Source organism: Domibacillus aminovorans (assembly GCF_001643235.1).
Classification (GTDB): domain Bacteria; phylum Bacillota; class Bacilli; order Bacillales; family Domibacillaceae; genus Domibacillus; species Domibacillus aminovorans.
In genome coordinates, this window is sequence record NZ_LQWY01000036.1 from 23419 (window position 1) to 45733 (window position 22315).

Annotated in this window: 23 protein-coding genes and 1 pseudogene; 15 read left to right on the forward strand and 9 right to left on the reverse strand. The window is 41.5% G+C overall.

Going from position 1 to position 22315, the window contains the following annotated elements; translation table 11 throughout:
- Window positions 1-36: 36 nt before the first annotated feature.
- Both AWH49_RS12455 and AWH49_RS12460 read left to right on the forward strand, forming a co-directional pair.
- Entirely contained in the window at window positions 37-927 is an 891-nt protein-coding gene (locus AWH49_RS12455; protein WP_063965987.1) for an ABC transporter ATP-binding protein, read from the forward strand.
- A complete protein-coding gene (locus AWH49_RS12460; protein WP_063965988.1) occupies window positions 924-1721 on the forward strand; it encodes an ABC transporter permease subunit in 798 nt (265 codons plus the stop codon). Before AWH49_RS12455 ends, AWH49_RS12460 begins: the two co-directional genes overlap by 4 nt.
- Here the strand turns inward: AWH49_RS12460 and AWH49_RS12465 are convergent.
- A complete protein-coding gene (locus AWH49_RS12465) occupies window positions 1718-2734 on the reverse strand; it encodes a potassium channel family protein (RefSeq protein ID WP_063965989.1) in 1017 nt (338 codons plus the stop codon). The genes AWH49_RS12460 and AWH49_RS12465 overlap by 4 nt on opposite strands.
- 153 nt (window positions 2735-2887) lie before the next feature.
- Between AWH49_RS12465 and AWH49_RS12470 the strand changes: the two genes are divergently transcribed.
- The 7 genes from AWH49_RS12470 to AWH49_RS12500 all read left to right on the forward strand — a co-directional run bounded on the left by AWH49_RS12470 (window position 2888) and on the right by AWH49_RS12500 (window position 8913).
- Entirely contained in the window at window positions 2888-3424 is a 537-nt protein-coding gene (locus AWH49_RS12470) for a GNAT family N-acetyltransferase (RefSeq protein ID WP_018395391.1), read from the forward strand.
- A 190-nt stretch (window positions 3425-3614) separates the two neighbouring features.
- Window positions 3615-5057 carry a SulP family inorganic anion transporter gene (locus AWH49_RS12475; protein ID WP_063965990.1) on the forward strand — a complete coding sequence of 481 codons (1443 nt, stop codon included), beginning with the start codon at window positions 3615-3617 and terminating at the stop codon, window positions 5055-5057.
- A 124-nt stretch (window positions 5058-5181) separates the two neighbouring features.
- Window positions 5182-5607 (forward strand): MarR family winged helix-turn-helix transcriptional regulator, encoded by a 426-nt coding sequence (locus AWH49_RS12480; RefSeq protein ID WP_063965991.1) that lies wholly within the window; start codon window positions 5182-5184, stop codon window positions 5605-5607.
- A gap of 95 nt (window positions 5608-5702) precedes the next feature.
- Complete coding sequence (locus tag AWH49_RS12485; RefSeq protein ID WP_063965992.1) at window positions 5703-6644, forward strand: ring-cleaving dioxygenase; 942 nt, start codon at window positions 5703-5705, stop codon at window positions 6642-6644.
- 55 nt (window positions 6645-6699) lie between these two features.
- A complete protein-coding gene (locus AWH49_RS12490) occupies window positions 6700-7104 on the forward strand; it encodes a DoxX family protein (protein WP_063965993.1) in 405 nt (134 codons plus the stop codon).
- Between the two features lie 70 nt (window positions 7105-7174).
- Window positions 7175-7843 carry an NAD(P)H:quinone oxidoreductase gene (wrbA, locus tag AWH49_RS12495; protein ID WP_081898077.1) on the forward strand — a complete coding sequence of 223 codons (669 nt, stop codon included), beginning with the start codon at window positions 7175-7177 and terminating at the stop codon, window positions 7841-7843.
- A gap of 92 nt (window positions 7844-7935) precedes the next feature.
- Window positions 7936-8913 carry a bile acid:sodium symporter family protein gene (locus tag AWH49_RS12500; protein ID WP_063965994.1) on the forward strand — a complete coding sequence of 326 codons (978 nt, stop codon included), beginning with the start codon at window positions 7936-7938 and terminating at the stop codon, window positions 8911-8913.
- A gap of 15 nt (window positions 8914-8928) precedes the next feature.
- Here AWH49_RS12500 and AWH49_RS20070 read toward each other — a convergent pair whose 3' ends face one another.
- From AWH49_RS20070 to AWH49_RS12510, 3 genes and pseudogenes are all read right to left on the reverse strand, one after another.
- Complete coding sequence (locus AWH49_RS20070; RefSeq protein ID WP_063966027.1) at window positions 8929-9153, reverse strand: hypothetical protein; 225 nt, start codon at window positions 9151-9153, stop codon at window positions 8929-8931.
- 174 nt (window positions 9154-9327) lie between these two features.
- Window positions 9328-9462 (reverse strand): annotated as a pseudogene (locus tag AWH49_RS19755) (aldo/keto reductase); the annotation flags it as partial.
- A gap of 218 nt (window positions 9463-9680) precedes the next feature.
- Entirely contained in the window at window positions 9681-10439 is a 759-nt protein-coding gene (locus tag AWH49_RS12510; protein WP_063965995.1) for an IclR family transcriptional regulator, read from the reverse strand.
- 172 nt (window positions 10440-10611) lie between these two features.
- On the opposite strand from AWH49_RS12510, the gene AWH49_RS12515 reads away from it, so the two are divergent.
- From AWH49_RS12515 to AWH49_RS12525, 3 genes are read left to right on the forward strand one after another with little or no spacing between them, the layout of a single operon-like run.
- On the forward strand, window positions 10612-11550 hold the full coding sequence (locus AWH49_RS12515; RefSeq protein WP_063965996.1) for a fumarylacetoacetate hydrolase family protein: 939 nt from the start codon (window positions 10612-10614) through the stop codon (window positions 11548-11550).
- Between the two features lie 5 nt (window positions 11551-11555).
- A complete protein-coding gene (locus tag AWH49_RS12520) occupies window positions 11556-12041 on the forward strand; it encodes a DinB family protein (protein WP_063965997.1) in 486 nt (161 codons plus the stop codon).
- Window positions 12042-12063: 22 nt separating this feature from the next.
- Entirely contained in the window at window positions 12064-13176 is a 1113-nt protein-coding gene (locus tag AWH49_RS12525; protein WP_063965998.1) for a cupin domain-containing protein, read from the forward strand.
- Between the two features lie 202 nt (window positions 13177-13378).
- Here the strand turns inward: AWH49_RS12525 and AWH49_RS12530 are convergent, their stop codons facing one another.
- Entirely contained in the window at window positions 13379-14140 is a 762-nt protein-coding gene (locus AWH49_RS12530) for an IclR family transcriptional regulator (RefSeq protein ID WP_018395404.1), read from the reverse strand.
- Window positions 14141-14542: 402 nt separating this feature from the next.
- Here AWH49_RS12530 and AWH49_RS12535 point away from each other — a divergent pair, with 402 nt between their 5' ends.
- The 3 genes from AWH49_RS12535 to AWH49_RS12545 all read left to right on the forward strand — a co-directional run bounded on the left by AWH49_RS12535 (window position 14543) and on the right by AWH49_RS12545 (window position 19043).
- Window positions 14543-15910 (forward strand): MFS transporter, encoded by a 1368-nt coding sequence (locus AWH49_RS12535; RefSeq protein ID WP_063965999.1) that lies wholly within the window; start codon window positions 14543-14545, stop codon window positions 15908-15910.
- A 244-nt stretch (window positions 15911-16154) separates the two neighbouring features.
- The gene (locus tag AWH49_RS12540) at window positions 16155-17339 is read left to right on the forward strand and encodes an FAD-dependent monooxygenase (protein WP_063966000.1); all 1185 of its coding nucleotides are present in this window, start codon (window positions 16155-16157) and stop codon (window positions 17337-17339) included.
- Window positions 17340-17717: 378 nt separating this feature from the next.
- Window positions 17718-19043, forward strand: a complete 1326-nt coding sequence (locus AWH49_RS12545) for an RNA-guided endonuclease InsQ/TnpB family protein (protein ID WP_063966001.1) — start codon at window positions 17718-17720, stop codon at window positions 19041-19043.
- 141 nt (window positions 19044-19184) lie between these two features.
- On the opposite strand, the gene AWH49_RS12550 is transcribed toward AWH49_RS12545, so the two are convergent.
- The 4 genes from AWH49_RS12550 to thiO are packed head-to-tail and all read right to left on the reverse strand — an operon-like array spanning window position 19185 to window position 22312.
- Window positions 19185-20210 (reverse strand): ThiF family adenylyltransferase, encoded by a 1026-nt coding sequence (locus tag AWH49_RS12550; protein ID WP_063966002.1) that lies wholly within the window; start codon window positions 20208-20210, stop codon window positions 19185-19187.
- Entirely contained in the window at window positions 20207-20974 is a 768-nt protein-coding gene (locus AWH49_RS12555) for a thiazole synthase (protein ID WP_063966003.1), read from the reverse strand. The genes AWH49_RS12550 and AWH49_RS12555 overlap by 4 nt, the downstream gene beginning before the upstream one ends.
- 1 nt (window position 20975) lies before the next feature.
- Window positions 20976-21179: a sulfur carrier protein ThiS gene (gene thiS / locus AWH49_RS12560; protein WP_018395409.1), complete on the reverse strand. Its 204-nt coding sequence runs from the start codon at window positions 21177-21179 to the stop codon at window positions 20976-20978.
- Window positions 21176-22312, reverse strand: a complete 1137-nt coding sequence (thiO, locus tag AWH49_RS12565) for a glycine oxidase ThiO (protein ID WP_063966004.1) — start codon at window positions 22310-22312, stop codon at window positions 21176-21178. The genes thiS and thiO overlap by 4 nt, the downstream gene beginning before the upstream one ends.
- Between the last annotated feature and the right edge of the window lie 3 nt (window positions 22313-22315).

A 22315-nucleotide genomic window follows, 5' to 3' on the forward strand; every position in this document is an offset into this window, starting at 1 on the left:
AGATAAGCTGTAAGGTGAAAAGAGTGGAGGATAGATATGACGATTATTGAACTGAACGGGCTTACAAAATATTACGGGAAAAACCGTGGAATTGAAGATGTTACATTTTCAGTGGAGGAAGGAGAGATTTTCGGTTTTATCGGACCGAATGGCGCTGGAAAGAGTACAGCGATCCGGACTCTGCTTAATTTGATTTATCCGACAAAAGGAAGTGCGATGATTATGGGGCGTGATGTTGTGAAAGACTCACAGAAAATACGGAAGTTCACCGGTTATTTGCCATCTGAAGTGCATTATTATGAAGACATGAAAGTGAAAGAGTTATTTGCGTATTCTGGCGGATTTTATAAAAAAGACTGCGCCCGGAACGCATCGTATTTAGCTGAGAGGCTGGAGCTTGACACAAGCCGAAAAATTGAAGATTTGTCATTCGGCAACCGGAAAAAAGTCGGCATTGTTCAAGCGATGCTGCACGATCCGAGGGTGCTTATTTTAGATGAACCAACTTCGGGCCTTGATCCACTTATGCAAAACGTCTTTTTTGACCTGATCAGGGAAGCGAGAGACAAGGGGGCGACGATATTCTTTTCTTCTCACTATTTAAGCGAAGTGCAGAAATTATGTGACCGTGTGGCCATTATAAAAGAAGGGCGTCTCATTAAAGTTGAAAATATGGAAGACATCCGTACAAATCAATTTAAAAATGTCTCACTACTTTTTCATGATGCAAGCAAAGCAAATGTGAACATCGATGGAATGTTGCAGAAAGAACGAATCCCGCATGGCATCCGCTTTTTATACAGTGGATCAAGCCGGGCGCTGCTCGATCAATTGAAAACTGTGCCATTTGATGACATTCTCATTGAAGAACCTTCGCTTGAAGAAGTGTTTATTCACTATTATGAGAAAGGCGGCGTGGAATCATGATTTATAAGCGTGAAGTGAAACAAGCACAGAAAGCATTATGGATCTGGATCATTGCGCTCGGTGGCATGTCATTTTTAATTATGAGCGTGTATCCGCAGTTTGCGGCGAATAAAGAGCAACTAGACGATATGATGAAACTATATCCGGAAGCGATGTTAAAAGCATTTAATATGGACTCGCTTGGCTTTGATACACCACTTGGATTTTACGCGATTGAAGGATATTTGTTTGTCACATTGTTCGGCAGTATTTACGCGGCAATGATGGCGGGGAGCATGATCGTAAAAGAGGAGAGCGAGAAAACGGTTGAGTTTTTGCTGTCAAAACCGGTCAGTAGAGGACGGATTGTAGCAGAAAAAGCACTCGCTGTTTTCACGAATTTACTTTTGTTCAACATTGTTCTTTCTTTAATCAACTATGCCGGATTCCGCTATGCGGGGGACGAAGCAATTGATATGAAGATCTTCTTCATGATCTCGCTTGCGCCATTCTTGCTTCATTTGACGTTTGCGGCGATCGCGTTTGCGATCTCGGCGATTATGCGAAAAAGCCGGGCAGTCACATCGATTTCACTGGCGATTGTGCTTCTCTCGTACTTTTTCGATATCGTACAGAGTATTGCAGAGAAATTCGAGCCGCTGAAATATGTGACGCCGTTTGAATACGTGGATTCAGCTTACATTATCGAACATACGGCTATCAAGCCGCTGTATGTTAGTCTTATGGCCGGTATTGTCGTCATATGCGTTTTGGTCGCCTACGCCGTTTATAAACGAAAAGATTTATCGGTTTAAAGGCGGCTATATGCTTCGTCATCACAAATAATAAACAATCGGGCATCGTTTGGAATTGGTTCATCGAGTTTGGACATAAGAGATAAGTCTTGATGATTCGCGACGAGAAGGATACCTTTTTTAGCGAGTGCATTTTTCGCATCACGATATGTCGTCCAGTCCGACTGTTTCGGAATATGATACAAATCATGTCCGTCGTTGCATGTCAGCTGACGAATAATTTCGCTCGAACCATTAAATAGCATGGAGCGTGCAGCGAGATGGGCTGCTGTATCATTCGGTGTAATAAATTCTTCTACATTAGCATGAGTAAACGCGCTGATATGTTTAGAATCAGCCACTTCGCAGATCGTATATATGTTTTGATCATGTTTTTTCGCCGTTGCTTCCAGTGTGGAAGCAATGAGCAGCGTTAATCCATCGGCAGCTGATGAGTTGCGTGCGTCATCCGGTGAAAAAATCATCACCGATTTTGCTTGTAATAAATTGGCCTGCATTAATGTTGATTCTGCTGCCGGTGCGCCTTTCACGAAATCAACACGTTCATGTAGAAAAGGCGTTTTTTCGGTCACTTCGTCAATAATAACAGCACGAATGTCAGGAAAAGATTCAAGTAATTCGTTTAACGCAATCTGCGCCCGGTTCGTCCAGTTAATAAGTAAAATATGATTTTCGCGTGTAATTTGCAATCGGCCTTCCTCCTTCATCCGTTTTCGCACGCTCAATGTGTCAATAACTTTGCCGATCAATACCGTCATCAAGCCGATGCCAATGACATATAGAAACATCGCAAATAGTTTGCCAGGTACTGTAGCCGGGAATACATCCCCATAGCCAACCGTTACGACCGTTGTCATTGTCCACCATAATCCTTCAAATGGTGAGACAAATGTTTCCGGTTCGACATAATACATAAAAAAACTGCTGAACAAAATAAGTGTGGACGTGGAGAAAAATAATGTCCAATTGCTCATATGAACAGCTTTAAAAAACAATTTGCGGAAGAAAATCATGAAGTTTTCACCTCCAAATATTTCATGTGCTAATTAGCCTTTTTCTCCAAAGAACAGCCAATTTCCTTTATTTTTTTCGTGCGAATTAGTTTACTTTTGTCTGAATATTATGTATTTTGATGATAAGACAAAATGGAACAGGAGGAATTTGACATGCTGTTTCAAAAAGGAAAGCTAAAAGTTCGTGCGTTGGAAGAAAAGGATCAGGAGCTGCTAGTGAAATGGTTATCTGACCCAATCGTGTTGGAGTTTTATGAAGGGCGTGACAACTCGTTTGATTTAGAAAAAGTGAAAGCGCATTTTTATAACGATGAACAAGACATCACCCGTTGTATCATCGAATTTGAAGGCGATGAAATTGGCTATGCACAATACTATCCACTCTGTGAGCAGAAACGAGAATTATATGGCTATGCAGATGACGAATCTGTTATTTATGGAACCGATCAATTAATTGGAGAAGTCGATCATTGGAATAAAGGAATCGGTAAAGTGCTTGTCAAAGCGATCGTTGAATATTTAGCGAAAGAAGAGCAAGCAAAGAAAATTGTAATGAATCCGCAGTCGTGGAATGAGCGGGCCATTTGTTGTTATGAAAAGTGCGGATTTAAAAAAGTGAAGCTTCTTCCTGAACATACATTGCATGAAGGAAAGAAAAATGATTGCTGGTTGGTTGAGTACGAAAACTAAACATAAATAAAAAAGTAGAAGATGCTTGCATCCACAATAAAAGGCTCAACCATCATTGTTTTGATGGTTGAGCCTTTTATTGTTTTTCATCCATGTTCAAAAAGAATGACATATGATACGATGAAAATCGTTCACACATGAAGTAACCTTTCGTGAGAGTCGAAAGTGACATATATATAAGAGGTGAAGTATGGAGTTATCTGTTCAAAAAATGAAAAAAGAATGGTTTGGCAATGTAAAAGGGGATTTGCTATCGGGTCTTGTTGTCGCCCTTGCGCTCATCCCAGAAGCGATCGCATTTTCGATCATTGCCGGTGTCGATCCGATGGTCGGCTTGTATGCATCGTTTTCAATGGCTGTCGTGATTGCTTTTATGGGTGGTCGTCCGGCGATGATCTCTGCTGCGACCGGTGCGATGGCGCTCTTAATGGTCACACTCGTAAAAGATTACGGGCTGCAATATTTATTTGCGACGACGATTTTAACCGGTCTTTTGCAAATAACGTTCGGTTTTTTGAAAGTGGCCCGGTTTATGAAGTTCGTCCCGCGATCGGTTATGATTGGATTTGTCAATGCGCTGGCTATTTTAATTTTTATGGCACAAGTGCCGCATTTTATCGGCGTATCTGCTATGACGTATGTGTTTGTAGCGGCGACATTGGCGATTATTTATTTGCTGCCGCGTATAACAAAAGCCGTTCCATCACCGCTTGTGGCGATTGTTGTGATGACAATTATTGCGGTTGCTGCCGGCTTCGATTTACGGACAGTCGGAGATCTTGGCAATATTAGCGGCACGCTTCCGTCGTTTTTCTTCCCAGATGTCCCGCTCAATTTTGAAACGCTGTCCATTATTTTCCCAACGGCGCTGGCAATGTCGATCGTCGGCTTGCTTGAGTCATTATTAACAGCGTCCATTGTCGACGATATGACCGACACGGAAAGTGATAAAAATAGAGAAGCGCGAGGTCAAGGAATTGCGAACATTGCGACCGGTTTACTTGGCGGCATGGCAGGATGTGCGATGATCGGACAATCGGTTATTAATGTCAAATCTGGCGGCCGAGGTAGACTTTCGACATTTACAGCAGGCATCGTTCTTCTTTTGTTAATTATTGTATTAAGCGATATCGTCATTCAAATCCCGATGGCGGCGCTCGTCGGCGTGATGATCATGGTGTCGATCAGCACATTTGACTGGGCATCACTGACAACAGTACGCAAAATTCCGATCACGGATACAATCGTCATGGTCGTCACAGTAGCTGTCGTTGTCTGGACCCATGACCTGTCAAAAGGTGTATTTGCCGGTATTATTTTAAGTGCGTTGTTCTTTACCGCAAAAATATCGAAAGTAAACGTTACGAAAGAAGCGGGCGATTCAAATGAAAAGATCTATCGCGTAACAGGACAAATTTTCTTCGCATCAGTGACCGATTTCTTAAATGAATTTAATTATAAAGAAGAAGTAGATAAGATTGTGCTTGATTTAACAGAAGCAAATATATGGGACGATTCGGGGGTCGCTGCGATTGAAAAAGTGATCATGAAATACCGGGAAAACAGAGTTCCGGTTCAGTTAATAGGATTAAACGGACAAAGTGCCCGTCTCATGAAGCAAGTAAATGTTTAATAGTGGAACAGCGAGTCAATGATGGCTTGCTGTTTTTTCTGTTGACACATGAAACCAAGCGTGATACTATTATCTCGAATTAGAGATAAATTAAATTGAGATAATGGACTGGAAGTGATCAGAAATGAATTCTGGATTGAAGGCGTTAGTTGTGTTAATGCGAGCCTCACAGATGGTTCAGGATGTATTGCGAAAAGACATTAAAGCGTATGGGTTAAATACAACAGAGTTTGCGGTGCTTGAACTTTTGTATCATAAAGGCGATCAGCCCATTCAGCATATTGGCAAAAAGATATTGCTTTCAAGCGGCAGTATTACCTATGTCGTCGACAAACTTGAAAAAAAGGGACTGATCGTTCGTAAAGACTGCCCGAAAGATCGCCGCGTCACCTATGCTGTTCTCACTCATTCAGGAAAAAGGTTTATAGATGAAGTATTTCCTAGGCATGAAAAAACAGTTGATTCAATTTTTGAAGAGTTGTCAGAAGAAGAGCTGGAAACCGTCACTTGTTTATTGAAAAAAATAGGGCTTCATGCAAGTAAAAAGTAATTTTTTGGATAATATCTTTAATTAAAAATATATGGATATGAGATATAAAAAAGAAGCGTACGAAGAGCAAATGTACAACGATAGGAGGGAGAAAGATGACTAAAAAAACAGTAGGTATTCATCACATTACAGCGATTGTCGGTCATCCTCAGGAAAATGTTGATTTTTACGCCGGTGTTTTAGGGCTTCGTTTAGTGAAAAAAACGGTCAATTTTGATGATCCAGGAACCTATCACCTTTATTTCGGCAATCATGGCGGCAAGCCGGGAACCATTATTACATTTTTCCCTTGGGTCGGCGCTCGCCGTGGAACGATCGGTTATGGACAGGTAGGCGTCACATCTTATGTTGTACCAGAAGGAGCCATTGGATTTTGGGAAAAGCGATTGGCAAAATTTAATGTTTCATTTATAAAAACAGAACGTTTCGGTGAACAGTACTTACAATTTGATGATCCCCATGGCCTTCGTTTAGAAATCGTTGAACGGGCAGCAGGAGAAGAAAATGAGTGGACATTTGGTGGTGTGACACCGGATGTGGCGATTAAAGGATTTGGCGGTGCTACATTATTGTCTGCACAGCCTGAACAAACGGCCGCATTGCTGGAGAAGGTGATGGGTCTGGAATTTATTGGACAAGAAGGAGATTTGGTGCGCTTTCGCTCTTCTGGAGACATTGGCAACGTGATTGACATTAAGACAACACGAAGCGGCCGTGGTCAAATGGGTACGGGTACCGTTCATCATATCGCCTGGCGTGCTGATGATGATGAAGATCAATTAAAGTGGAAAAAGCACGTTGAGCAGCATGGATACGGAGTGACGCCTGTGCAAGATAGAAATTACTTTAATGCCATTTATTTCAGAGAGCACGGAGAAATTTTATTTGAAATTGCGACGGATCCACCAGGATTTGCTCATGATGAGTCACAGGAAACAATGGGTGAAAAATTAAAACTGCCGGCGCAATATGAAATTCACGGAGAGAAGCTTGAGAACACTTTGATCCCTATTGAAGTAAGAGAACTAAACGGTTAATACATGTCAGCATTTTTAAAAAATAATAAATAAAAATGAATTGGAGAGATGATTAGTGTCAGTAAAAGCAGAAGCAGGAACCCTTATTTTACGGGTGGTATTAGGAATTATCTTTTTTGTGCACGGTTTAGTGAAGTTTCAAGGGGGAATTGGGAATACTGTAGGATGGTTTGACAGTATTGGCATTCCAGGAGGAATCGCTTACATTGTAGCGATCATTGAATTAGTTGGTGGTATTGCATTAATCGTTGGATTTGGAACGAAAATTGTGTCAGCTTTGTTGGCGTTGCTTATGATTGGCGCTACCTTGAAAGTGAAATTGGCCGTCGGTTTCCTAGGCAATGGGCAAATGGCCGGATATGAATTAGATTTAGCATTACTAGCTATCGCACTGTACCTTGCGATCAATGGCAGCAAAAAATACTCACTTGGTCAGCTGATAGGGAAAAATCAACACTAAGATAGATTTTTCAAGGGAACGGACATAATACGTAAAGCAGATTTTCAAAAATAAATCGGCGGTGAAGGAAATGGGATTTTTAAGTAAATTATTTGGGAAATCATCTAATCATAGGGAGGAACAAACAATGGAAAATGTGAAATTAGCGGTGATCTATTACAGCTCAACAGGAACGAATTATCAAATGGCGAAATGGGCAGAAGAAGGCGCGAAAGCTGCAAGTGCTGAAGTGAAAGTATTAAAAGTACCTGAAACGGCTCCACAGTCAGCGATTGATTCAAATCCAGCCTGGAAAGCGCATGTAGAAGAAACGAAAAGTGTTCCAGAAGTAACGTTGAATGATCTTGAATGGGCGGATGCCATTATTTTCAGCATACCAACGCGATTCGGAAATATGCCTGGACAAGTAAAACAATTTTTAGATACAACGGGCGGCCTTTGGTTCCACGGAAAGCTTGCAAACAAAGTGGTTAGTGCGATGACATCCGCACAAAATGCGCATGGCGGTCAGGAAGCAACGATTTTGGCACTTTATACGACAATGCACCATTGGGGAGCGCTCGTTGCATCACCTGGTTACACAGATCCGGTAACATTTGCGGCCGGCGGCAATCCGTATGGTACAAGTGTAAGTGTTGACCAAAATGGCAAAATGGTAGAAGACGTACAGGCTGCTGTTAAACATCAAGCAAAACGGACTGTGACAGTAGCAGAATGGGTAAAAAAAGGGAACCAATAAGTGAATAATGGTGAACCGGTGTTATACCGGTTCGCTTTTTTTGTCGACAAAATGATACAATATTTTTAAAAAATTGAATGGAGTTCTTGTTTATGCTGCAATTATTGAATGCATTGCTCGGGAAATGGATGCCTATTTTGACACCGATTAGTGTCGTAACAGGGATCATCGCTGCCGAATACTTGCATTCGTGGGTGTTTATTGTCCCATGGCTATTTGCTTTTATGACGTTTGCAGGCAGTGTGAATTCGAGTTTTAACATGCTTCATCATACGATGACCCATCCGTTTCCAATTGTGATAGCACTCGTTACGTTGCATATTGTTGCGCCGGTGTGGGCGCTTGTCGTTGGGCAGATCGTTTTTCCACATGATCCATTGACCGTAACAGGGATCACACTAGCGCTTGTCATTCCGACCGGGATTACGAGTATGATCTGGGTAACGATGTATAAGGGAAGTGTATCGCTGTCGCTGGCGATTATTTTGATTGATACGATGTTGTCGCCTATTATCGTGCCGTTCAGCTTATCCGTTTTAGTCGGAAGCAATGTTGAAATGAGCTTTATGGATGTGATGAATGGACTTTTCTGGATGATTGTCATTCCGTCACTGGCAGGGATGGGTGTAAATCAATGGCTAAAGGCGGAACGGGCAAGCCGTATCAGCCAGAAATTATCGCCATTTTCAAAACTATCATTGCCGGTTGTCGTTGCGATCAATAGTTCAGTTATTGCCCCCTATATGAAAAACATCAATTTGGAATTATTAGGAATTTTGGTAACGATCTTTCTCATTGTATTATCTGTCTATTTATTTTCGTGGGGGATTGCTTATGCATTTAAACAAAGCAAAGAAAATACAGTTGCGATCATTTATACAAGCGGCATGCGCAATTTTAGCGCCGGCGCGGTCATTGCCGTTAATTTTTTTCCACCAAAAGTCGCGGTTCCAGTTATCGTCTGTATGTTGTTCCAACAACTACTCGCTGCTTTTCACGGCTATTTAATCACGCAGGTGTATGAAAAAAGAATATTCAAGAAATCCGAGCAAAAACGCCTATCCTCATAAAGGACAGGCGTTTCTTTACTTTTTTCGTTTTGCATTCTGTCTTTCCAGATGTGCTTCAGTGATATGTTCAATGTCACTGCGCATAAGAAAGAAGGTAATAATGCCAGAAAACACAGAAGCTCCAATTGCAATCAATGTGCGTGTCTGCGCGTCAATCATTGAAAAGTCTTTATTTAACATCCACGTTGCAATCGAAAAAACGAGGACTATAACTGGAATGACAAAAATAAATCGTTTCATTAACTGTCTGTCCGTCCTTTCACGTTCTTTTTTCCAGTGTAGCACAACTCGCACGCTGACTTTTAATAAAATATATCGAGCCAGGGACTTTGCATTAAAAAATGTAGATTTAGTCAGTATTATGTTGATGACAATAAAAAGCAACCATGAACCCCGGCTGCCTACAAATTATCCTAAAATCTCTTCAATTTTCTTTAAATCTTCATCTTCATTCAAATGTTCAAATAAGTTATGACCGCCTACTGCATTCGTACCGAGACCAATTCTTGAAATGTTGAGATTCGTTTTCTTGAGTGTCGTGTACTGCATCTTGACCCCTCCCAATTTACCTTCTATTTCACATTACAGGAATAAGATTTTATGGTCAAAGAAGATGACTGGAAAAATGGTGGAAACCTAGCGTACCAAATCTAAGTGATATGGAATTGTGTGCTCCGTTTTCGCAGGAAAATAGTGAGGTTATTACCTTTTAACGGTCTGTCGTTCTCTAGATCGTGTCTACCAGTAGACTCAAGAGCAGGAAGGACTTAATGCCAGCCGAATGATTCTGACAGTTCGAATGTACTCTTTAAAACGAATTGACTAATAGTAGTATCGAGCGTTTCAGGTATCAATTGCGTAAAGCCAACAATGGTAACAGCGCCCACTAATTCTTTTTTATAATTTAAAATAGGCACGCTGAACGATGAAACGTGATCGACAAGCGGTTCGACGGCGTATGAAAAATATGTACGCCGAATGATCTCGAGTTCCTGTTCAAACTGTTCTTTCTCATCATCTGTTAGTTTCTGTAGTTCGTTCGTTTTCCATTCAAACACATCCGATGAATGTTGAAACGCAGCGATCAATTTACCTGAAGATGACAGCAATGGGAGCTTTGCACCAATTTGTGCGCCGATATTTAATCCGTAACTGGCACTCCATATGTTGGCGATGACAGGTCCGTCATGCGTCCAGACAGACAATAGAACAGTCAGTTTCGTATGGCGGCTAATGTCTTTCAAGTACGGGGTGACGCGACTGATGACATCTTCACTTCCAATGGCTGCATTGCCGTATTCAATCAATTTGCTGCCAAGAAAAAAAGATCCTTGTTTCTTATCACGGTACAGCAGGCCGAGCATCGTTAACGTATTTAAATATTTATATAAATTGCTTTTTGTGATGCCAGTCAGTTCTTGAATTTCAGTAAATTTAAGCGGTTGGCCTTGTTCAATAAGCGTTTCAATAATATGAATACCAGTCTGCAATGATCCGATAACCGGCAGCGGTTTATTCGTTTCCATAGTGATACTCCTTTCGATAATTTTTTTCACATAATCATGGCATAACTTCAGAAAGCTGTCCAATTGAACAATATTGTGATTTGAATGTTGACAAATGTAAGCGGATACGATAAATTTTATATAAATAATGAACAGTGTTAACTAAAAGTGGAATGAGGAGGAGTTCTAAAAAATGAAATTAGTAACATTTACACATAATGGCGTAACACGTATTGCGGCTCTTGAAGGAGAAAAAGTGGTAGATCTAAACGCTGCCTACAAAGCAAAACTCGCTTCTGAAGGGAAAATTCGTGCAGCTCAAATTGCAGAAGCATACGTACCTGCCGACATGACCGGATTTTTGCAGGGGGGTGCTGAAAGCCTTAGTTATGCAAAAGAAGCAGTGGCTTATGCGCTTGGAAACAATGAAAGTGATGTACCGCTTGTATTCGAAAAATCACAGGTGAAAATTGGGGCTCCTGTTCCAAACCCAGGGAAAATCTTCGCTGTAGGGCACAACTACCGTGAGCATATTCTTGAAATGGGACGTGAACTTCCTTCTCATCCAGTTGTATTTGCTAAATTTGCTAATACGCTGATTGGGCCACAAGATGATATTCCTTTCTACCCGATTTCAGAACAATTGGATTATGAAGCAGAATTTGCGTTTGTGATTGGGAAGAAAGGTAAAAATATTTCAGAAGAAGATGCACTTGATTATGTTGCAGGTTATGCAGTAGCTAACGATGTTACTTATCGTGACTTCCAACGTCGTACACTCCAATGGTTACAAGGTAAAACGGTCGATGGCAGTTTGCCAATGGGGCCTTGGATGGTGACTTCGGATGAATTGACAGATCCGCAAAGCTTGGAAATGGTTCTAACAGTAAATGGTGAAGAACGTCAACGCACTAATACGGCGAACCAAGTATTCACGGTTAAAAAATTAGTATCATTCCTATCTACCATTGCTACACTAGAGCCTGGTGATATTGTAATTACAGGAACTCCTGGGGGGGTCATTCAAGCAATGGATCCGCAAGTATGGTTAAAAGATGGCGATGTAGTTCGCATTGAAATTGAAAAAGTCGGTGTTTTAGAAAATAAAGTACGCGCTGTAAAAGGAGAGTAATAAGTATGACACAAAACGCGATTACTTCCGTTAGCGAGTCAATTGATCGTATTATCGAAACGGTTAAAGGATTATCAGAAGAGACGATTCGATGGAATCCAACTGAAGATGAATGGTCCATTATGCAAATTATGGCCCACATTGTTGAAGCATTGCCTTATTGGGTAGAGGAAATTGATCAACTTGTTCAATCACCTGGAAAAGAGTGGGGGAGAAATCATCTGCATGAGCCTCGTTTAGAAGCTGTAAGGCCTGCCACAGTGGACGCGGTGAGCGTGGATGAGATGTTGCAAAAATTAGAAAAAGTTAAACAACAGGTAAAAGACGGAATCGAAAACTTAACTGCTGAGCAGCTGGCAGCTGAGGCACCAAGCAAAAATCCTAACTTTGGTACGAAACCACTTTCATTTATTATTGATCATTTAATTGACCAGCATGTCAATAAACACGAGGGTCAAATTCAACGTAACTTATCTAAAGTAAGCAAGTAACTATTATAGGGGGGTTATAAAGATGGCAGAAACAACTGAATTTATGAAAAGTCAAATCGTACAAGACTTCACGAAAGATATTCGCCAATATAATCTTGGTCCACTATGGGAAGCAATTCCAGCATTGATGCATAAATCACCAGAACCACATGCAAAAGCGTATCTTTGGAAAGCCAGTTTACTCGAGAAGAAGTTAATGGAAGCGGCTCAAATTTTCACTCCAGACCGTGGCGGGGAAAGAAGAGCGATTTATTTACAAAACCCTGGTTTAGATTATCGTCAGCCTTGGGGGTGGGCTTCTACAACGCAAACTCTTTATGCAGCGGTTCAATTGCTTCAACCTGGTGAAGTGGCTCCTTCTCACCGCCATTCCCAAAATGCACTCCGCTTCATTACGAAGGGAGAAGGCGCGTATAGTATTGTTCAAGGTGAAAGAATCTTCATGGAAGAAGGAGATTTCTTAATTACACCGAAAGACCTTTGGCATGGTCATGGTCATGAAGGAACAAAACCGATGATTTGGACAGATGTTCTTGATATACCAACCATTTATGCGTTGGGTGGCACATTCTTTGAAAACTATCCAGAACGAATTGAACAACCGAAAGTACCGGATAACTACGGTTCACAACGTTACGCTGCAGGTATGTTACGTCCTGTTACGGATCGTAAACCGTCTACTGCACCATTAGGCTCATACAAATGGGAACACACGCATAAGGCGATTGAATCATTAAGTCAATTTGACCCGGATCCATTCGAAGGATATGCTGTAGAATTCATTAACCCTTCTACTGGTCAAACAGCGAACCCAACGATTGCTGCTTGGATTCAGAAGTTTCCTAAAGGCTTCCGTACGAAAGCACAGCGTCATACAAGTGCATCGATCCATCAAGTTTATAAAGGCTCTGGATACAGCATTATTAATGGTGTTCGATTCGATTGGGAAGAAGGAGATTTCCTTGCTGTTCCAAACTGGGCTTGGGTTGAACATGTGGCAGCGGAAGATACGTATTTCTTCACTGTTAATGACCTTCCAATCATGGAAAAATTCGATATTGAAAAACAAGAAGCGTATGATAAAAACAATGGTCAACAAGAAGTGACATCTGAGTTCAAACCTTTCTTACCTTAAAAATGAAAAGTATTGCTCGTTGATGTAGTCATCATCAGCTTTTGTAACAGATAATAATTGATCAGATAATATCTTAATACACGAATAGGAATTTGCCTGCTGCTGAAGTTTAGCGGCAGGCGCTTTTTTGCGTTGTTTTGGAAGCAAAAAAGCGGAGCGGATTCGCACGATAAAATAAAAAACCATTCAGTGAAGAATGGTTTTACGGACGGTGACCGAATGATGCTGACACTTTATTGGCCTGCCGGATTACATACTGACTGATTTCATCGTCGGCATTGGTCGGAATAAGCGGTGTAAACCCGACGATGGTTAATGCACCGAGTAAATTTTTTTCAAAGTCAAGAAGAGGTACGCTAAATGATGAAATGTGCTCAATGAGCGGTTCTACTGCGTATGTGAACTTGTTTTTTTCTATCTCTTCGCGCTCGGCGATGAACGTTTTTCGTTTTACTTCCGTCAATTTGCTAAGCTCTCGCAATTCCCATTCCCGTGCTTCCGTTTCGTTCATAAAAGCAGCAAATATTTTTCCGGAAGATGATAGTAGAGGCAATTTCGCACCGATTTGAGCGCCAATGTTAATGCCATAATTAGCGTTCCAGATGTGGGCGATAACTGGACCATCATGTGACCAAATTGCCAGTAGTGTTGTTAGAGACGTTTGCTGGCTGATGTCCTTTAAGTGAGGAATAATACGGCCAATGATGTCCATGTTGCCGAGTGCTGCATTTCCATATTCAATCAGCCGACTGCCAAGTGAATACGCATTTTGTACGGGATCGCGGTATAAGATACCGGATTGAGTAAGTGTGTATAAGTATTTGTACAAATTGCTTTTCGTCATCCCAGTTAATTCTTGAACATCAGAAGACTTTAATGGTCTTCCCTGCTCTAGAAAGACATCGATAATATTAATGCCAAGTTGCAGTGATTGAATCCCTTGAGGACTTTTATTGTTTGTCATATAGTCCCTGCCACTAAAAACATAGATAAATATAGTGATTCATCTATACTAGACTATTCGTGCCTTTTTTAGCGCAGAACTCACCTCTCTTTCAATGGTTGTCTGTTTAATCTATATCGTAAGGTGAAGGACCAAGAAAAACAAGTAGAGATAATGGGTATGTTGAAAAAAGGTATACTTTTGCTAGCTTTTTATATCTAATTAATACGCGTAGTTTCAGAATAACAAAAGTATATTAAAATTTTTATTGAAACATAGTCCAATATCATTTATACTCCTATTAAGAACCGCTGTTCATTATTTTTATAATTGGTGATTATAAAAATAATGAAAATTATTTCTTGAAGCGTGAAAAGTAAGCGCTTTAAATATCTTTGAATTCGAATTGGAGGGATCATTTGTATGGCAAAAGTCAACACAACTGAAATTATTAATAATAGTAAATTTAACCGCTTTCATTTTGGGCTGTTAGCATGGTGTTTTCTGATCATTTTATTTGATGGATATGATTTAGTTGTTTTTGGAACGGTTGTTCCGAAGTTGATTCAAGAGTGGAACTTATCGACGGTCGAAGTAGGAGCGATGGGTAGCTACGGATTATTCGGTATGATGTTCGGTGCGATTTTTTTAGGGATTTTGGCTGATCGAATTGGTAGAAAAAAAGTAACAGCTATATCGCTCATATTGTTCAGTTTATTTACCGTATTATGCGGGTTTGCAGATGATCCGACTACTTTCTCTATTTATCGCTTTATAGCCGGTTTAGGACTTGGCGGTATTATGCCAAATGTTATTGCGCTATTAACGGATTATTCTCCGAGAAACATGAAAAGTATGACCGTTTCTATTGTTCTTTGTGGATATTCTGTTGGTGGGATGCTTGCACCAACACTAGGAATTTTGATTATGCCGACACTTGGATGGGAATCTATCTTTTGGTTTGCTGCACTTCCATTAGTGTTTTTACCGTTGATGTATAAAAGTCTTCCAGAATCTTCAGTTTACTTAGCTAAAACGGGTAAAAAGGAAGAGCTGTTTCGCATACTGAAAAAAGTCGACCCTAAATTTACGTATAGTAAAGATGATGAGCTCATGGAACTTCCAGTAATGGAATCTAAAGTTCCAGTTGTAGGATTGTTCCAAGAAAAACGAGCATTAGGTACGGTTATGTTTTGGATTGCTTCCTTTACTTGTTTGTTAATGGTATACGGTTTGAATACATGGTTGCCTAAATTAATGATTGAAGCGGGTTATGCGTTGAATTCAAGCTTAGGTTTCTTGATTGCGCTTCAAGGTGGAGCGATTATAGGGACGCTCATTATTGCGCGTCTATGTGATAAATATGGTTCTAAAAAAATGCTTGTACCAATGTATGCTTCAGGTGCAGTTGCCCTAACATTGCTTGGATTTGGCGGAAATACATTTGTCATTTATTTATTGGTAGCGGTTGCAGGAGCTGCTACAATTGGGGCTCAAAATATTGTTCAAGCTTATATATCACAATACTATTCACCAACTATACGTTCTACAGCTCTAGGAATGTTTTCTGGAATTGGTCGAATGGGTGGAATGCTTGGTCCGATATTAGGAGGATTCCTATTATCCGTTACATTACCGATTCAATTCAATTTTATTGCGTTTGCTATACCAGGTCTGATTGCGGCTATCGCTTTATCTTTCGTTCCTGCAAAGCAAGCTTACTATCTTAATCAGACCAATAGATCTGATCAAGAGAAAATCAAAATAGCAGAGGCTAAATTAGTGGAGTAAGCAATTATTTGACGTGAGAATTAAATAAAGAATGAGAAAAGCAGGTATGATTTTTCATCACACCTGCTTTTTTGTTTTATATTTTCTTTTCATGTTCGTCATCTTTTACTGAAAAAAGCAGAATATTGTAAGGGGAATGGCCGAATTTCACGAAAAATATTGACATAAACAAAGAAATAGCTTAGAATTTATATTAATGATGTACTAAGTTCTCTATTAGTGGAATAAAGAAGGAGGAATTTATATGGAGCATGTAAGCGAAGTAATCGTAGTTGGCGGTGGTATTGGTGGACTGGCAGCAGCACTTGGTGTGGTCGAAGCAGGGAAAACTGTAGCTGTTCTTGAACAAGCCCCCCAATTTGGAGAAGTAGGCGCAGGCATCCAACTTGGCCCAAATGCAATGGCGGTTCTGGATCGTTTTGGACTGGTTGATGAAATTAATAAATTGGCTGTATTCCCGAAACGTCTTGTATTAAAAGATGTGTATACAGGAGAAGAATTAACAGTATTGGATCTTGGTGAGGAATTTCAAGAACGTTACGGTCAGCCATATATTGTTATGCACAGATCCGATTTGCATAGAGTGTTGCTTGAAGCGTGCCAAAAATCGAATAAAATTACGTTATTCAATGATCAAGCTATCCAATCTGCAGATGAAAATGAAAGCGGTGTCTTAGTAACGAACCAACGAGGTGAAACATTTGCGGCAGAAGCATTGATCGGGGCAGACGGCCTTAAATCGAATATGCGAAAACTATTTAGCGACGATGAGCCTATTTGCTCTGAATATGTTGCATACCGCGGTACAATTCCAATTAATGAAATCTCAGCAGATAACAACCTTGATGACGTAATTATGTGGATCGGACCGAATCTTCATCTCGTTCAATATCCAGTTCGCCGTGGTGAACTATACAATCAGGTTGTTGTATTTAAATCGTTTGAATATAAAGAAGGATCAGAAGACTGGGGTACACCTGAAGAAATGGATAAACGCTTTGAAGGATGCCATCCGCTCGTTGTCAATGCTCTGTCATTCATTCAGCGTCAAATACGCTGGCCGATGTACGACCGCTTACCAATTGATAACTGGACGAAAGGGAAGATCACACTTCTTGGCGACGCGGCTCACCCGATGCTCCAATACTTAGCGCAAGGTGGATGTCAGGCGCTTGAAGATGCGGCATGTATGGCAGATGAACTGTTGAAAAATGAAAACGATTACGAAACGATTTTTCAAAACTATCAAGAACAACGTATTCCACGTACAGCAAAAGTGCAAACAACTGCAAGAACGTGGGGCGAAATTATCCATGCAGAAGATCAGTTGTCTCTATTGCTCCGTGATACGATCTTCAAGTCACGCGAAGCAAATGATTTCAGCGCAACGGATTTCCTATATGGATTCCAAAAAAATTTAGTAAGATAAGTGAAAGGGCCCTGTGATTCAGGGCTTTTTTTAGTCGAAAGAATAGATAGGAGAAGGCGTTGAAATGAATGCCGCATCAGCTATTCACTTATTTCGCTTGTAGTTTCTAAAAGGAAAAGGCGTGACGGAATGACATTTAGAATACAGGGAATCCGAACGTCTACAGCAGGTAACTCTGCTGGTTTGACGATGGGGTTGCGGATTTTCTGAACGGGAAAGCCCATCGTCTTTAGACAGGGGAAGAGAGTGAGGTCGAACGAGGTGTGTCTTTTGGCACGTCAATCGTTCGGATTTTTGTTATTTCAACACATATCACTTGTTTTAAGAACGTATATTCTGTTACAATAGAAGGATAAAGCGAGGAAGGAGGGCACAAATATGTTTGTCACGCATTCATTTCGAATTCCTTATGATAAAAAGGTATACGACGAATTAAGAATTATGCAGCGGGAAGCCGCCTCCGTCTGGAATGATATTGTTCGGGAAGCGACTTCTTATTATTTCACTTGTAAAAAGTGGCTGAGTAAAACAGACATTCAAGCGATTCGAAAACAAACCTATGATCTTCATTCTCAAACGGTTCAAGCGATTGCGGATAAATACGTGGCGAACCGTGAAACGATCCGACAGCTGCGAAAAGTGGATAAAAAGGCTAACTATCCGTGGCGTAGAAAATATTATTATTGTATTCCTTTAAAAAAAGCGTCCATGACTGTTTCAAAAGATACGATCACGATTAAAAAAGCCGAATATGGATACGCCCTTTCAGACTTGTTAACCAAAAAGAAAAAGAAAAAGTGGAATGAAAAGGTTCCAAAGAAAAATAAAACCGTTGTTCTTCCTAATCTTTCAGAGGAAGATATGGAAAATTGCAACTATGCGGAAATCGTATGGAGAAACGGGGCATATTGGTTTTGTTATGCGGTATCTGTTCCCGAGAAAGACATTTCCTCTTATGATTTTAAAGCAGCGGGCGGAGAATTAGGAGAAATTCATGCCGTCACGGTGGCAACGGAGAACAAAGCTTTATTAGTGTCAGGACGGGCGATGCGGAGTCTTTCTCAATTTCGTGCAAAAGCATTAGCTGATTTGAGCAAGAAAATGTCTCGTTGTCAAAAAGGATCGAACCAATGGAAAAAATATCGGCAGGCGAGAATTCGCATCCGTCAAAAAAGTAAACATCAGCTCGAACAATTGGAACATAAGACAACCAAAGAAATTGTCGCGTTTTTAGAAGAAGAAAACGTCACGAACTTTGTGATTGGGCATGTATCCGGCATAGAGAAAAACACGAAGAAAAAGAAACAAAAGAAGAATAAGATCAGAAGACAACAACTTTCTTTGTGGAATCAAGGAAGAATCAAGCAAAAACTCACGTATAAAGCGCAATTAAAAGGCATTGCCGTGGAAGAAACAGAAGAAAGCTATACGTCACAAGACTGTCCGTTTTGCGGGGGAAGACACCACGCTAAAGGACGAAGATTTGGTTGTTCTGTTCACAAAACAGAAATCCATCGTGATGTCAATGGGGCACAAAATATCGCCCGTAAAAAACACCACATGGCCGTCAAACCGCTTTTATCGGTTATCTACAAGCAGCCTGTATGGTATAAACGTTTTTTGTCAGAAGAACAAAGACAAAAAACGAAACATCCGAATGATGAACCGAAAAAAGAAAAACGTATCGCCAGTCGAATGGCGTAGTTGGCACAGACCTTGCCCTCTTGAAAGACTGTTTTTCTCTCAAGAGTTGTTCGCCCAAGTCTCGCCACTGCCTCTTCCTTTGGGATTGTGTAAGTGGGATGTTTGCGAAAAAGAACCCCACGGCTGAAGCCGTGGGAGTGGTCAGTGGAAGTAGCGGTAATATACCTTTTTACTTTCTTCTACAGAGGATACACCTTGTATAAAGACACGGCCATCTTTAAACGCGGTAACCGTATAAGGTTCCTTTTTAAAGGAGAGTAAAAAAGCATTTTGATGCGTTACATCGGCATTTTTTTTCACATTTTCAGATAAAAGATGAAGGTCGCGCCGATCAATGCCAGCTGGCCGGATTTGGACGGTATCCCGTCCGCATAATACAGCAAACTTTGTTGATTGTTCATATGAAAGAAATGGATAAACCGGATTTGCCCCGCATGATGGGCAGTCTGGTTTTTTTAGTCGGGCTACATCAACGGATGAAAACTGATTCGTCCATAAATCAAATGAAAAAACCGTACCGCGTAAAGCATCGGCATTGCCTGTTAGCCATTTTAATGCTTCTGCGGTCTGTGCAGAAGCCGTCATTTGAACAGCAGGAGAAATAATCCCAGCTGTATCACACGTAGCACCTGCTTGAGGAATTGTATCCATTAAACAATGAAGGCATGGCGTTTTTCCGGGGATGACAAGTAGTGACAGACCGCCTGATGCGACACAAGCGCCGTATACCCACGGGATTTCATATTTTTGAGCAGCATCGTTAATGATAAAGCGGATGTCGAAGTTGTCGGTGCCGTCAATGATGAGGTCAACAACTTCACGAGATAAAAATCGCTCAAAAAAATCAGCATCTGCGTCAAGAGTCAATGAATCAATGATGATGTCCGAGTTAATCGACAGAAGCCTTTTTCTTGCAGCGTCCGCTTTTGGTATCCGATCAATCGCATCTTGCTCGGTGTATAAGTTTTGACGCTGTAAGTTGGAAAAATCAACATAATCCCGGTCAATGATTGTGATGCGGCCAACGCCGGCACGGACGATCATTTCGGCATTCGCTGCACCGAGTGCACCAGCTCCAATAATTAAGACGTGCTTATTGCGAAGTGCTTCCTGCCCATTTTTTCCGATCCCGGGGAATAGTACTTGGCGCGAATACCGTTCGGTCAAAGTACACTCATTCCTTCCAGTGGGCTTGAAGCAGCAGCATGCATCTTTTTCGGGATACGTCCAGCTTCAAATCCGGCACGTCCTGCGAGAACGCCGTATTTCATCGCTTCAGCCATTCTCACTGGGTCATTTGCACCCGACACAGCTGTGTTAAGAAGGACACCATCGGCACCGAGTTCCATCGCTTTTGCCGCATCAGAAGGCACGCCAATTCCAGCGTCGACAATAACCGGTACAGAAGACTGTTCAATAATGTAACGGATGTTGAGCGGATTGATAATGCCAAGACCTGTGCCGATTGGCGATGCACCTGGCATAATCGCGTGGCAGCCAAGATCCTCAAGCCGTTTTGCGAGCAGCACATCATCTGACGTGTAGGGCAAAACGATAAACCCTTCTTCAAGCAGCATTTCAGATGCTTTTAGTGTTTCAATCGGGTCTGGCAATAGCGTTTTATCACAGCCGATCACTTCGACTTTAATCATGTCACAAAGTCCGGATGCTTTTGCAAGTTTTGCGATGCGGACCGCTTCTTCCGCTGTTTTCGCGCCAGCTGTATTTGGCAGCAACGTATAGTTCTTTACATCAATCTTTTCTAAAAAGTTCGGTTGATTTGGTTCGAAAATATTCATCCGGCGTACCGCAAACGTTAAAATTTCTGATTCTGATTTTTCTACCGCTTCTTTTTGAATATCGAAATTCGGGAACTTCCCGGTTCCGAGCAACAATCTAGATTTAAATGAATAAGGTCCAATGTTTAACATATTATCCGCCTCCTACAAATTGAACGATTTCAATCCGGTCGCCATCACTGAGCGCCGCATCATCGCGTGTTGTTTTGTCTAAAATCGATTGATTAAGTTCAACAATAGCCATTTCTTTATTCAACTTAAAGTGATCAAGCAAATCGCGAACTGTTGTGACGTGATCTGGAAGTTGCACGTCACGTCCGTTTACGGTCATGTTCATACAAGTAATTCCTCCTTTTTTGTTTGAAACCGGAACGGAGAGAAAGGAGCAAGAACAGCGGCTGTTTTTTCACAGCCATTCAAATACCGTTCCATTAACACCCCGGTTACAGGACTTAATAAAATACCATTCCGATAATGACCTGTGCATATGGAAAGGCCTTTAATCGAAGGATGGGCGCCGATAATTGGCAATCCATCAGATGATTGCGGTCTCACCCCGGTCCACGTACGGTCAATGATCCCTTCGTCAAGCACTGGCAAAAGCCGCGCCGCCCGGTTTAATAAAGAGCGGATGCCGCCTGCTGTAACAGATGAGTCAAACGAGCCGGGATAAGATGTCGCACCAATCAACATTTCCTTATTGCGCTTTGGCACGATATAACAGCCATCAACGGCAAAAACGGTTTTTACAGGCGCCGCTTCGCTCAGTTTCACTGATATGCATTCGCCTTTTACCGGAATGATCGGAGGCATGAAATCCGCTTCCGCAAATAATGTACCGCTCCACGCGCCGGCCGCATTAATGACCCGGTCTGAATGAAACACTCCGCGGGTTGTTTGTACACCGCATACTGTATTCGCTTCCACTACGACGCGAATGACAGCCTCTCGTTCGTACACGTGCACACCAGCATTCACCGCCGCCTGCAAAAACGCGCGGGCAAGCAACGGTGCTTTCACCTGATTGTCTTTTTCTAAATAAATGGCACCGGCTGTTTCAATTGACATACATGACTCTACAGACGGCACATCATCTGGTTCGAGCCACTTAACAGATGCATCTTTGCCGGATAAAAAGGCATACTGCTTGAGAAGAGCTGGCTTATCATCGGCTGTAGCCGCTACTTTTAACAGTCCGGCTTTGCGCAATTCAATATCTACACCGGACTCTTCGAACAACTCATCGCGAAGATCCGGGAACATCGCCCGGCTTTCAAGTGCTATATTCATAAGCGGGTTTTCATACTCAAATTCATTTTGCGCACCGAGCATTCCGCCTGCTGCAATCGACGCTTTGCCTGCTGTACCGGCGTCAAACACCGCCACAGACAAACCAGATTTCGCTAGCCGGTAGGCAATTGAACAGCCAATCACACCGCCGCCAGCAATAATGACATCGTATCGTCTCATCGT